Below are 12,680 nucleotides of genomic sequence, written 5' to 3' on the forward strand. Positions count from 1 at the left end.
GGAACGGCGGGGTCGACAGGGCAGGTGAGGTCGGGGAAGACGGGGAGGTTGGCGAGGTCGACAGCACCGAAGTCGGCGACGCTGCCTCCAGCTGCCCCGCCTCCAGTTGCCCGGCCTTCGCCTGACCGGTCCCCACCTGCGCGGCGGCCGCCGTCTGCGGCATGGTGCCGAGGTCGACAGCGAGAGCACCAGCGCCGCCGCTGCCGACCGCACCGCCGCTACCCGCAGCACCCGCTCCCACCGCGTCCCGCCGGCTCCACTCCTGCTCCGCCAGCTTCCACATCGCGCGCAGCCGCGGCTCCGGCTCCCCGGCGAGTCCGCACAGCGCCTGCACGGCCTGCCACGGCGGCAGCACCTCACCGTTGAGGTACCGCGACCACGAAGACTTGCTGTAAAGCGTCTGCGCGCCGAGCGCCGCGAAGCTCAGCCCGGCGCGCTTGCGCAACGTCCTGAGCTCCTCGGCGAGCAGGACGCACGCGACCGGCGATCCGTTCACCCGCGCAGTTTCCCCCACGTCTGCGAGCCTACTTGCCCGTCGAGATCGATGTTCGCCGCGTTCTGCTCCTGGATGACGGCGCGCAGCGTTTTCGGGCCGAAGGTGCCGTCGATGTCGCCGGGGGAGTGGCCGGCGCGCTGGAGCAGGCACTGGAGCTCGGCGACGTCCGGCCCCGACATGCCGTACGTGACCGCCGCCTTGTTGGTGGTGCTGTTGCCGGCGTACCACTTGCCGCCGGTCTGGGTGAATCGGCAATCGTAGTGCTGGGGCGCGGTCTTGGCCGCGGGGCGCAGGACCGTCTTCGTCCCCTGCCAGGGCTGGATGACGAGCACCGTGAGGGCCGAGCCGACCAGAGCGGACGCCAGCAACGCGCCTATGGTCCGGAACGATGGGATCCGCCGGCCGGCGCTGCTTCGCCCACCGAAACTGCCGCCGCCGATCACGTCACCGTCATCCACGGCACGACCGACGCCGTCGTCCGCTTCGTCGCTTGAAGCGGCAGACCCCAGCTCGTCCTCAGAACTGTCCACCTCGACCTGCACGGCCGGCAACCCGCGGGACGCGACCCACGCCTGCTGAGCCGTCTGGTGCAGCACCAGAAGGTTCGTATCGTCGGCTCCGACCGCGGTTGCCAGCGCGCGCACCACGCTCTCCGGGGCGAACGCACGGCCGCCGAGGTAGCGCTCCCAGGAGGAGGCGCTGAACCCGGTCTTCTTCGCGAGCTGGTTCAAGCTCAGACCGCTGTCGTCCTTCAGTTTCCGCAGTTCCGCCACGAGCTGGACCACCAGCGGGTCCAGCTCTTCGGGCAATGGCTTCCAACGCGCCACGTTCGAGTCCTCAACTCCAGTTCTCGGTCCACCGGTTGGCGCGATGCTAACGGCGAAGGGCCGTCGGCACTGCACCGGACTCAGCTTCGGAACCAAGTCCGGACCTTTGGAGTAGACGCTCTCAGTAGCCGCGACGTTGCATCAGGAGGTGGACGAGCATGACGGCGACGTCTTCGGTGTCCGGTATGGAGTATTCGGCCAGGGTTTCGCCGTGGCCGACTTTCACTCCGACGTCTGGATCGGTGAGGCGCGCGAAGGCTTTCTCGTCGGTGACGTCGTCGCCGACGAACAGAGCGGCGGTGGCGTCGGCTTGGCGGCGCAGCATGTCCAGTGCTTCGCCCTTGTCGGTCTCGATGACCGCCAGCTCGATCACGGCTTTGCCCTCGGTCACGTGCACGCCGTCCCAGCTTGCCGGGCCGGTGCGGACCGCGTCGAGGACGGAGGCGCCGACTGTCGGCTCGGCCCGGCGTACGTGTACTGCGATGCTGGCCGGCTTCAGCTCCAAGGACGCGCCGGGCGAGTGATCGATGAGTTGTTCGAGGTCGGTCTCCAGCCGCTGTCGCAGCGCCTGTGCCTGCTGGTCCAGTGCTTGGGCGAATCCCGCGTCGAATTCGGCGCCGTGGCTGCCGATCAGGTGCACCTCGCGCGGTAGTCCCGACAGTGCGGTCAGATCGCCGAGCGCCCGGCCGGAGATCACGCCAGCCGTCGTGTCGGGCAGCGTGGCCAGCGTCGCCAGGGCCTGTATCGACTCCGGACGCGGCACCGCCTTCGCCGGATCCGCGACGATCGGCGCGAGCGTCCCGTCGTAGTCGCAGACCACCAGCAGCCGGGGCGTGCGCGCGAGGCGGTCGATGGCCTGCCGCAGTCCCGCCGGCAGCGACTCGGCGGTCACTGGTGTACCGCCAGAGGCTCGGTGGCGGTGGCCGCGTTGGGGTCCAGGAAGTCCAGGTACGACCGTGCCCAACGGCCCACGTCGTGGGTCATCACCTGCCGGTGCAGGGTCCGCATTCTCGCCTTCTCCTCACCCGGGTCCATGGTCAGTGCCTGTTCCAAAGCCCGTGCGACGCCGTCCGAGTCATGCGGATTGACCAGCAGGGCGCCGGTCAGCTCGGCTGCGGCCCCGGCGAATTCGGAGAGCACCAGTACTCCGTCGAGGTCGTGCCGGGTGGCGACGTATTCCTTGCAGACCAGGTTCATGCCGTCGCGCAGTGGTGTGACCACCATGACGTCGGCTGCGCAGTACAGCGCGACGAGCTCGTCGCGGTCCATGGGCTGGTGCAGGTAGTGGACGATCGGCCGTCCGACCCGGCCGAACTCGCCGTTGAGCCGTCCGACTTGTTCCTCGATGTTGCGTCGCATCGCCTTGTACTGCCCCACGCGTTCACGGCTCGGGGTAGCGACCTGGATCATGGCCACGGATTCCGGATCGACCCGCCCGGACAGCAGCAGCTCACGCAGGGCCCGAAGCCGCACGTCGATGCCCTTCGTATAGTCCAGCCGGTCCACACCGAGCAGCAGGCGGTGCGGGTCGCCCATCTCCGAGCGCATCTTGAGGGCGCGTTCGGAGGTGCGGGTGCTGCGGGAGAGCCGGTTGAAGCCCGCGGCGTCGATGGAGATGGGGAACGCGCCGACCCGTACCTGTCGGCCGTCGAACGGCACCGAGCCGGGGCGACTACGGACCCTGACGGCCGCCTTGGTGGGCTCCAGACCGAGCAGCCGTCGGGTCAGCCACAGGAAGTTTTGGGCGCCGCCGGGCATCTGGAACCCGACGACGTCGGCCCCCAGCAGCCCGCGCACGACCTCGGTGCGCCACGGCAGTTGCATGAACAGCTCGACCGGCGGAAACGGGATGTGTAGGAAGAAGCCGATGCTCAGGTCGGGGCGTTGCTCGCGCAGCATGGCCGGGACGAGTTGGAGTTGGTAGTCCTGCACCCACACCGTTGCGCCCGGGGCTGCTGCTTTCGCGGCGGCGTCGGCGAAGCGCTGATTGACCACTACGTAGCTGTCCCACCAGGACCGCTCGAACACCGGCGGGACGATGACGTCGTGGTACAGCGGCCATAGCGTGGCGTTGGAGAAGCCCTCGTAGTAGTCCTGGACCTCGTCGGCGGACAGCCTGACCGGGTGCATCAGCAGACCGTCGTCGTCGAACGAGGCCACGTCCAGATCAGCCCGGCCGGACCAGCCGATCCAGGCTCCGTTGCGGCGGCGCAGGAACGGCTCCAGCGCACTGACCAGACCGCCGGGGCTCGGACGCCACCGCTCGGTCCCGTCCTCGAGTCGTTCCAGGTCCACCGGCAGCCGGTTGGCGACGACCAGAAAATCCGCGCCGCGCTCCGTTATCGCATCCACAAGCCAAACGCCTCTCGCTATGCCAATTGTCCCCGGCGCGTCGCTGCGGACACGCCACGGTGCGCTGCCGTCCTCCGTAGAAACCGGACTCCGAAGACGATCCGGGACAACTGCAGCGCGACCCCTCAGTACCCATGGTCGCGCCATTCAACCGGTGAAGATTCGGGTTTGTTCGACTCTTGTTGGAGGAAACCCACGCGAAACACCGGTTCCGTATGATCGGCGGGGTTTGGCCTGTGGATAACTGGTCATACGGGGCAAGCGCGTAGGCGGCCCGGCCGCCTGCTCGGAGCGGTCATGCGGAGTTGGCCGTTCACGCGGTGAGAGCAGAAATTGAGGCCCTAGCAGTGGATATGAACTCTTTCCTTCGAGATGCCGCCCATACCGCCCATACCGCCGGGGTCGGCCGGGTCGGCCAAGTCGCCGAGATCGCCCAGGTCGCCCAGGTCGCCGACGTCGTAGGTCGAGGAGTGGCGATGGCGCCCTCGGAGCCGGACGCGGCGCGCGCCGCCGTGGTCATCGTCGGCGGTCATGAGGGCGGTGCAGAGGTGGCGGTGGAGCCGTTGGTCGAGCAGGGGCCGCTGCTGCGGGCCTCGTCGGTCGGGCACTCGTTGGAGGACGCTGTACAGCAGGCGCTCGATGGTACTGATCTGCCGGTGTGTGTGGTGCCGATGACGTTGGGGCGTGATCCGCAGCTGGTCGCCGATACGGCTCGGACGTTGACGTGGCTGACACGCGGCCCGATGGCCGGCCGGGTGATGCTGGCCGAGCCGTTCGGGAACGCGACGTTGCTGACCGGGTGGCTGCGGGTGGCGGTGGCGCGGGTCGTGGATCCGTTCGACGCGCCGGATCTTGCGGTGTTGTTGACGGCCAGGGCGGCCAATTCGTTTGATAACGCTGAGTTGTTCCGGATCGCGCACTTGGTCAAGTCGCGAGGTGATCTGCCGTGGGTGGAGGTGGCGTTCCGGGGCGGCGAGCCGGATGTCGCTGAGGGCGTCGAGCGCTGTGAGCAGCTTGGTGCGCGTCAGGTTGTTGTGGTCCCCGCGGACTTCGGTCCCGCTGTCGACGTTCCGATGGCGGGGGTCATCGACGGCTGGCCGTTGCTGACGCCTCCGGAGATCTCCGGGATGCTCGCCACGCGGATCGCCGCGGCGTTGCTCAAGCTCAGTCGGGGCGATGACGGGATCGCTGCCGGGCTGGATGCCGATCACCATCACGGACACGGTGGGACTGCTTGGCGTGAGTCTGATTACGACGATGACTGATTGACGGGCACTGGGTCGGCGGTCACGCGGTAGATCGAGTCGCGTGATTGACCCGGAAACCGGCGTCGTGGATGTTAGCGATTCGCGGGTCTGGACACCAGGGGCCCATGGATGATGGAGCTGCATCTACGACGACTGGTTTGCCGGGGCGGATTCGGGCGTGTCTGTTCGACCTGGACGGTGTGCTCACCGAGACGGCGACGGTACATGCTGCGGCGTGGACGTCCAGATCGATCTCCATCAGCTGGCGTGCTCCGCGGCCAGTGCGGTCAGTACGCGCTCGCGCAGCAGCTCGTACTCCTCGCGGCAGCGGCGCGGGCCTTCCGGTGGGCGGTGTACGACCTGGCCGTTGGTGACGGTGGCGCCGTCGAGGAAGCGGAACTGGTCGGCGGTGAGGTCGACTTCGGCGCCGTCGGGCAGGCGGTTCCAGTAGTGGTTCCAGACCTTGGCGCCGTCCATGTGGACCTCGCCGTGGATCAGGTCGCCGCCCAGGAGGTCCTGGACGACGAGCGCGGTCACGCCGCACTGGCTCCCCGACGGATTCTCCGGCCGCCACTCGTCGCGGCCCACCGGATCGCACGTGTCGCGGCCCCAGGCGGCCTCGACCAGCGGCTGCAATGTCTCGACATTCAGCATCCTTGGAGCATCGCATAGGGGTATGACAGCTACGGCAATGGCTAAAATCGAAGCCTGTCAGGGGGAGGTCCGATGCGGCGTTGGCGCGTGGCGGGGGCGGTGCTGGCGGCGGCCGCGGTGCTCGTGGCGAGATATGCGAGCAGTACCACGGCGAAGGTGGCTCAGACTCAGGGGCAGGGTCAAAGTCGAGGTCAAGGGCAGGGGCTGGACCAGACTCGGAGCCTGCGGCTGACGGCGGATCAGAGCGGCAAATCGGCGTTCGACCCGGTCGTCATCCGCGTCACCGGCGCGGTGCCGGGCTCGACCGTCACGCTGTCCGCGTGGGCCATCGATGCCGACCACCTGCGGTGGACGAGCGCCGCGACCTTCCACGCGGACGCCTCGGGCACCGTCGACCTGGCGAAGCAGGCTCCGATCAGCGGCAGCTACGGCCGCGCCGACGAGATGGGCCTGCTGTGGTCGATGAACCCGCCGCCCGGAAGCAAGGCCCTGGGGTTCCTCGGAACCGTGAACGCCACCGTCACCGCGTCGGACCAGGGCATGACCGCCACCCTCCTCGTCAGCCGGCACGTGATGGCCGCCGGCGAGACCTCCCGGGTCCTGACCGTCGCCCACGACGGCGTCGAAGGGCACTTCTACGAGCCGCCCGCGGCGGCGAAGCCGCGCCCTGCCGTGATCACGCTCGGCGGCTCCGAGGGAGGCGAGGCGACCGCCCCGATCGCGATGGCCTTGGCGGCGGAGGGCTACCCGGCGCTGTCGGTGGGGTACTTCGACGTGCCCGGCACGCCGGCCGGCCTGAAGAACGTGCCGCTGGAGTACTTCGCGAAGGCCGCCATGTGGCTGGCGAAGCAGCCGAACGTCGACGCCTCGCACATCCTGATCTGGGGTGCCTCCCGCGGTTCGGAGGCGGCGCTGCTGACGGCCCAGAACTTCCCCGCCCTGGTCCACGGCGCGATCCTGTATTCCCCGAGCGCCGAGGTCAACGGCTCCTACCCGGCCGAGGGTGGGAACGCTTGGATTCTGCATGGTGCCCCGGTCGCCGCTCTCGGCTCGGCGATACCCGTGAACAAGGTGGACGGACCGGTCCTGGCCTTCGCCGGGGACAGCGACCTGGTGTGGTCGTCGGGGCCGTGGGCGAACCAGATCATGGGCGAGCTCGATCAGGCACACGACCCGTATCCGCACACTGCGACGGTCTACCGGGACGCGGGGCACTTCGTGGACGCCGAGCCTTATATGCCGGCCCTGACAGCCTTCGCCGAGAACGGCAGGGAAGCCCAGGCCGGCGGGACCCGGCAGGCCGACGCCGCCGCGCAGGGGGACGCTTGGCAGAAGGTGCTGAAGCTGCTGGCAGGGCTGTCGAGGTAGTGGTGAGCTAGGTAGGGACCGGGTAAACGGCAGAGGCCGCGGATCAGATCATCCGCGGCCTCCGTCATCCCTTCTCGCCCTTCTCGCCCTTCTCGCCCTTCTCAGTCATCGACCTCGTCGGTCACGGATAGGAGGTGACGTCCGACGGCGTCGTGTTGGACGGAGTCGCCGCTCCCGTCCCGTTGATGACGTGCTGGATCACGCCGACCCCGCCGAGCGACACGGTGAGCAGGTCGTGGAACTGCACTCCTGCCGTGTTCGGCGCCTCGAACGCGTGGTCGTTGACCACCGCCGGGTTGACGTTGAAGTAGCAGTAGCTCCCCATGCCGTACGCCTGGTGCGACGTGACGTTGGACGCCACCTGGTACGCCGGGTACCCGTTGGTCGAGCCGTTCATCCAGGCCGCCTGGTTCGGCGGGTCGTAGGGGTTCTCGTTCTGGAAGAAGATCGTCTCGCCGCCCTGGCCGTTCCAGACGACTTCGCTCTTCTGGTAGTGCTCCACGAACAACCCCGTCGCCAGCACGTTGTTGCCGTTGACGGTCAGGCCGTTGTCGGCGGTGTTGGTGGTCCATCCGACCGTGCCCGCGTTGCCGTGGTCGGCGCGCCAGGCCCAGATGTCGTTGACCAGCGTGTTGTTGGAGTTGACCACCAGGCTGTCCGTCGCCTTGCCGGCGATGTCGCCGCCGATGCGGAAGAACACGTCCTGCACGGAGGTCGGGTTCGTGCTGTGGTTGGCCGACGAGCCGGCCGTCCCGACGGTCAGCAGGGACGGGGAGTTGGTGGTGCCGGCGTCCAGCAGCAGACCGCTGATGCGCACGCCGTCGACGTCGGAGGTCTGGATGGTGGTGTTGCCGTTGGTCGGGATGAGCGTCGGGAACCCGGTGCCCAGCAGCACGGTGTTCGGGTTGGTGACGTTCAGCGTCTGGTCGATGTTGTAGACGCCGGGGGTGAAGAACAGGTTGCAGCCCTGCGCCAGCGCGGCGTTCATCTGCGCCGCGGTGTTGTTCGGGGTCGCGACGAAGAACTGGCTCATCGGCAGCGACGTGCCCGGGGTCGGGCCGTTCGCCCAGCTGGCACCGGAGGCGTTGGTCCGCAGCGACGGCAGGAACACGTGGTAGGCGCCCGAGGAGTCGACGTACAGGTACGGCACGTCACGCGACGTCGGCGTGGTGGCCAGCGTCGTCATCGGCGGGGTGGGGAAGCTCTGTGCCGGTGCCCCGGTCACGCCGGAGAACACCATGTTCCAGACCGACCCGCTCCAGCTGCCCAGGTTGCTGTCCTGCGTGTACCACTGCTGCTGGGAGACGCTGGAGGCCTGCCCGGAGACCTTGGAGTCGGCGACGTAGCCGCCGCTGGCGTAGCCGAAGCTGGCCGGGAACATCTGGAGTCCGCCGTGGATGTCCATCCGGCGGAACGGCCCGGCCTGCGCGACCGCCCACCGGGTGTTGCCGGCCGACGGGTTGACCGCCATGTTCTCCGCCGAGCGCCAGAAGTTCTGCGTGGCGTTGCCGGTCCCGTCGAACGCGTCAACGGTGACGTCGCCGTTGATGGTGACGTCGTCAGGGTTCTGACCCAGGCCCTGGATCGAGGTGTAGTAGCCGATGTTGGCGGTGTTGCTGTAGGTGCCCGGCTTGAACAGCAGGGCGTCGCGCTCGTTGCCGAACTGGTTCAGCTTCTGGTTGTTGAACACCGAGTCGAGCGTGGACTGGATGCTCGCGCTGGACATGCTCGGGTCGAAGATGTGGACGTTCGGTCCGAAGTTCGGCGTGTTCGACTGGTTGGTGCAGCCGGTCGCGATCCCGTTGACCGTCCAGGTGAACGACGCGGTCCCGGTCGCGCCGGTGGTGTCCGTGGCGGTCACCGTGGTGCTGAAGGTCCCGGTCGTGCTGGCCGTTCCGGAGATCAGGCCCGAGGCGGAGTTGATCGACAGGCCGGTCGGCAGGCCGGTCGCGCTGTAGGTCAGCGTCTGCCCGGCGGTCGAGTCAGAGGCCTGAATCTGCAGGTTCACCGCCGTGCCCATGGTCGTGGTCTGGTTTCCCGGGCTGGTGACCGTGACGGAACCCCCGCCGGAGGAGCTGCCGGTGTGGACCTGGAACTCCCACAGCGAGTAGCCGTACGCCGTGTTGCGGGCCGTGCCGTACATCCGGATGTAGCGCCCTGATCCGCTCACGGTGAGCGTCTCGGTGCCGCCGGGGCCGGTGGTGGTGGAGTAGATCGTGGTCCAGGTGGTGGCGTCGTTCGAGGTCTGGATCTGGTAGGCCTTGCCCGAGGCGGTCTCCCAGTTCAGGACGACCTGGCAGATCGACTGCGTGCTGCCCAGGTCCACCTGGAGCCACTGCGGGTCGCTGAAGGCGCTGGACCAGCGCGTGCCGAGGTTGCCGTCGACGGCCGCCGTCGCCGGGGTGCCGGCGTTCTCCTGTGAGGACGCGGTGGCCGGCTGGTTCAGCGCGGCGTTGGCCGTGCCGCAGCCGCCGCCGGAGCCGATGGTGCCGTAGACCTGGAACTCCCACAGCGAATAGCCGTACTGGGTCGCGCGGGCCGTGCCGTACATGCGGACGTAGCGGCCGCTGCCGGCGACCGTCAGGGTCTGGATGCCGCCGGTGCCGGTGGTGGTGGAGTAGATCGACGTCCAGGTCGTGCCGTCGTTCGAGGTCTGGATCTGGAAGGCCGTGGCGTAGGCGGCCTCCCAGTTCAGCACGACCTTGTCGACGGAGGCGGACGCGCCGAGGTCGACCTGGAGCCACTGCGGATCGCTGAAGGCACTGGACCAGCGGGTGCCGGTGTTGCCGTCGGTGGCATTGGCCGCCGGGGTGCCGGCGTTCTCCTGGGACGAGGCGGTCGTGGGCTTGCCCTGCGAGAGCAGGCTGTCGGCGGCGTGGGCCGCCGACGGTGCGACGACCGCGTAGGCCGCCATGCTCAGGACGAGCAGGAGCAGGAACGCGGCGTGCAGGGGGCGGATCAGGGGTCTCCGATGGAGTGTCCCACCGGAGGAGAAGGCCTTCATGACATCTCCTGCTTGGTCAGGGGGTTGTTCAGGCGGCGCGCCGCGGGTTCGGCGGCGCGGATGGGGGTCCCCGTCGTCGTGCATGGAACACGGAGAGCGCTCTCTCGCAAGGGCGATCGTCGCGCTGAAGTTTCCGGAATGTCAACGGATTCTGCGACCGAAACTCGGCGGAAGGGCTCTGAATCGGTTCAGGAGCGGTTCGGGACCGGTTCTGGATCACGTTGGGATCGGGTCAGGATGCGTCGGGATCGCGTCAGGATCGTTTCGGATGGAGAGCGCTCTCCGTCGTGCTATAAACAAAACATGGCCGCCGAGGAGGGGATACCGCGCGCACCGACGCTCGAGGACGTCGCGCGGGTCGCGGGGGTCTCGCGGGCGACGGTTTCCCGCGTCGTGAACGACACCCGCAACGTCGACCGCCGCATCCGGGAGGTCGTGCAGGCCGCGGTGGCGCAGACCGGGTACGTGCCGAACCAGGCGGCGCGGTCGCTGGTGACCCGGCGGACGGGGTCGGTGGCGCTGGTCGTATCAGAGGCCGAACACCGGAGCTTCGACGACCCGTTCGTGGGCCGGGTGTTCACCGACCCGTTCTTCGGCCGGGTGGTCAGCGGGATCATCAGCGTCCTGCGTCCGCGCGCGGTGAGTCTGGTGCTGATGCTCGCCGAGACCGACGACTCGCGCCGCCAGCTGATCGACTACCTGCGCCAGGGGCACGTCGACGGCGTGCTGCTGATCTCCACGCACGCCGACGACCCGCTGCCGCCGATGCTGATCGAGTCCGGCCTGCCCACGGTGCTCTCCCGCCGCCCGACCACGCCGATCCCGATCAGCTACGTCGACGCCGCCCAGCACGCCGGCGCGGGCCTGGCCGCCGACCGGCTGGCCGAGCGCGGCTGCCGGCAGGTGGCCACGATCTCCGGACCGCTGGACATGCCGGCCGGCCAGGACCGCCTGCACGGGTTCCGCGAGGCGATGGCCCGGCACGGGCACGCGTTCGTGCCGTCGGTCGAGGGCAACTTCACCCGCGACAGCGGCGAGCAGGCGATGCGGGAACTGCTGGACCGCTACCCGGATATCGACGGCCTGTTCGCGGCCAACGACCTGATGGCGCAGGGCGCGCTGCTCGCGCTCCACGACCGGGGGATCGAGGTCCCCGGCCGGGTGGCGGTCATCGGGTTCGACGACAGCAGCGCGGCCACGGCCTGCCGACCGCCGCTGACCACGGTGCGGCAGCCGATCGAGGACATGGCCGCGGCGATGGCCGAGCTGCTGCTGACGCAGATCGACGACCGGGAGCCGCGCGTCACGTCGCGGATCTTCGAGCCCACGCTGGTGGTTCGGGAATCGGCGTGATCGCGTGTGGTCGCGACTATCTGGTCAAGTCGCGACCACTGGTTAAGCCACGGCGTGCCGGGACCTGCTCATGACGGCGAAGCCGGCCGTGGCGACGAGCCCGAAGACGGCCGGGAGGAGGAACACGTGCGGCAGGCCGAGCAGGTTGACGCCGAGACCGCCGGTGACCCCGCCGAGCGCACTGGCGATCGCCGGGGACGTCATGAAGATGGCTGATGCGGTGGCGACGGCTTCGGGCAGCAGCCGTTGGGCCACAATGATGCCGAGCGCGGCGAAGACGCCCCACACTCCGCCCATCAGGATCTGGCCGGCGAACATGCCGGCTGTGTTTCCGGTGAGGGCGAAGCAGAGATTTGCGCCCACGCCGCAACCGGCGCCGACGATCATCAGGCGCATCATGCCGATGCGGCGCGCGGCGATCACGGCTACTGGCATGAGGATCAGCTCTATGAGCGGCTGGATCGCGATGACCGCGCCGCTCACTGCGGTCGGCAGGTGCAGGTCGGTGCGCATGTAGATGGTGAGGTAGCCGTATTTGATCGGCTCTCCGGCGTAGACGAAGCAGTAGAGCCCGGTGAATGCCAGCAGCGGCAGCATGGCGCGTAGTCCGGGGCGGCGCCGGACGTGCTCGGTTTGTGTGTCGGGCCTGGCGCGGACGTGTGTGGTGCGTGCGGTCTTTGCTGTTCGTGCAGTCCGCGCAGTCCGTGCGAAGCCCATGGGGAAGATCTGGGCGAGCGTGCACAACCCTGTGGCGCCGAGCATCACACGAGGGCCGGCAGTCGCGGCCAACAGCGAACCCAGCACCGGCCCGACGATCCAGCCGGCCGTCAGCGCCATCCGCACGATCGAGACGACTCCGTCCCCGGCGGTGCCGACGGTGTCGGCCGTCTCCTGGAGGCTGTCGTGGAGCTCGGCGAACAGCTGCGACCCCGCGGCGCCGGCGAAGGCCAGGACGAGCGCGCTGATCACGAACGGCATCCACACCTGGTTCGAGGCGGCCATACCGAACCAGCCGACGGCTGCGGCCACGGCGCACGCTCGGAACAGTCCCAGACGTTTGCCGCTGCGATCCGAGCGCGTCCCGATCAGGTAGCCGGCCAGCGGGGCGGTGATGTTCGTCAGGTAGTACAGCCCGGCCGTGGTCAGCGACGTGTGCAGATCGTCGACCAGGAACAGGGTGATCTGCGGGGCGGCGGCGGAGACCCCGAGCCCGGACAGGAACAGCGAGACGGTCGCGCCTCGGTACAGCGGCGAGGCGAATACCGTGCGCAGCGCGGACGGGGCGGCGGCGACCTCATCGTCGGCGAGTGCTGATGCCACGGCGGGAGCCCCCTGGAGAACGGCGCACTGTGTACGTTCGTACGTATCGCGATACGTAC

General features: G+C 68.8%; 9 protein-coding genes and 1 pseudogene. 3 read left to right on the forward strand and 7 right to left on the reverse strand.

Features of this window, described 5'->3' with window-relative positions:
- The 4 genes and pseudogenes from GWK61_RS19420 to GWK61_RS19435 form a co-directional block, all read right to left on the reverse strand.
- Positions 1-514, reverse strand: a 514-nt coding sequence (locus tag GWK61_RS19420) for a helix-turn-helix domain-containing protein (RefSeq protein WP_323747642.1), incomplete at its 3' end; no start/stop codon positions are given.
- Positions 493-1,323 (reverse strand): helix-turn-helix domain-containing protein, encoded by an 831-nt coding sequence (locus GWK61_RS19425; protein WP_194910029.1) that lies wholly within the window; start codon positions 1,321-1,323, stop codon positions 493-495. The genes GWK61_RS19420 and GWK61_RS19425, both read right to left, overlap by 22 nt.
- Before the next feature lie 124 nt (positions 1,324-1,447).
- Positions 1,448-2,215, reverse strand: a pseudogene (otsB, locus tag GWK61_RS19430) (trehalose-phosphatase); the annotation flags it as partial.
- A complete protein-coding gene (locus tag GWK61_RS19435) occupies positions 2,212-3,675 on the reverse strand; it encodes an alpha,alpha-trehalose-phosphate synthase (UDP-forming) (RefSeq protein ID WP_323747643.1) in 1,464 nt (487 codons plus the stop codon). The gene GWK61_RS19435 and the pseudogene otsB, both read right to left, overlap by 4 nt.
- A gap of 305 nt (positions 3,676-3,980) precedes the next feature.
- Here GWK61_RS19435 and GWK61_RS19440 point away from each other — a divergent pair, with 305 nt between their 5' ends.
- Complete coding sequence (locus GWK61_RS19440) at positions 3,981-4,940, forward strand: CbiX/SirB N-terminal domain-containing protein (RefSeq protein ID WP_228562577.1); 960 nt, start codon at positions 3,981-3,983, stop codon at positions 4,938-4,940.
- A gap of 240 nt (positions 4,941-5,180) precedes the next feature.
- Here GWK61_RS19440 and GWK61_RS19445 read toward each other — a convergent pair whose 3' ends face one another.
- Positions 5,181-5,576, reverse strand: coding sequence for a YunG family protein (locus tag GWK61_RS19445; RefSeq protein WP_194910035.1), 396 nt, complete (start codon positions 5,574-5,576; stop codon positions 5,181-5,183).
- 72 nt (positions 5,577-5,648) lie between these two features.
- Here GWK61_RS19445 and GWK61_RS19450 point away from each other — a divergent pair, with 72 nt between their 5' ends.
- Complete coding sequence (locus GWK61_RS19450) at positions 5,649-6,944, forward strand: acyl-CoA thioesterase/bile acid-CoA:amino acid N-acyltransferase family protein (protein ID WP_194910047.1); 1,296 nt, start codon at positions 5,649-5,651, stop codon at positions 6,942-6,944.
- A gap of 121 nt (positions 6,945-7,065) precedes the next feature.
- On the opposite strand, the gene GWK61_RS19455 is transcribed toward GWK61_RS19450, so the two are convergent.
- Entirely contained in the window at positions 7,066-9,948 is a 2,883-nt protein-coding gene (locus GWK61_RS19455; RefSeq protein ID WP_228562578.1) for a discoidin domain-containing protein, read from the reverse strand.
- A 303-nt stretch (positions 9,949-10,251) separates the two neighbouring features.
- Here GWK61_RS19455 and GWK61_RS19460 point away from each other — a divergent pair, with 303 nt between their 5' ends.
- On the forward strand, positions 10,252-11,301 hold the full coding sequence (locus GWK61_RS19460; RefSeq protein ID WP_194910049.1) for a LacI family DNA-binding transcriptional regulator: 1,050 nt from the start codon (positions 10,252-10,254) through the stop codon (positions 11,299-11,301).
- A gap of 42 nt (positions 11,302-11,343) precedes the next feature.
- Here GWK61_RS19460 and GWK61_RS19465 read toward each other — a convergent pair whose 3' ends face one another.
- Positions 11,344-12,621, reverse strand: a complete 1,278-nt coding sequence (locus GWK61_RS19465; protein ID WP_194910052.1) for an MFS transporter — start codon at positions 12,619-12,621, stop codon at positions 11,344-11,346.
- Between the last annotated feature and the right edge of the window lie 59 nt (positions 12,622-12,680).

This window comes from Catenulispora rubra (assembly GCF_015356825.1).
Taxonomy (GTDB): Bacteria; Actinomycetota; Actinomycetes; order Streptomycetales; family Catenulisporaceae; genus Catenulispora; species Catenulispora rubra.

Coding starts and splice junctions, on each gene's coding strand:
- GWK61_RS19445 (WP_194910035.1), bottom strand. CDS start 5,576: ATGCTGAATGTCGAGACATTGCAGCCGCTGGTCGAGGCCGCCTGGGGC.
- GWK61_RS19450 (WP_194910047.1), top strand. CDS start 5,649: ATGCGGCGTTGGCGCGTGGCGGGGGCGGTGCTGGCGGCGGCCGCGGTG.
- GWK61_RS19455 (WP_228562578.1), bottom strand. CDS start 9,948: ATGAAGGCCTTCTCCTCCGGTGGGACACTCCATCGGAGACCCCTGATC.
- GWK61_RS19460 (WP_194910049.1), top strand. CDS start 10,252: ATGGCCGCCGAGGAGGGGATACCGCGCGCACCGACGCTCGAGGACGTC.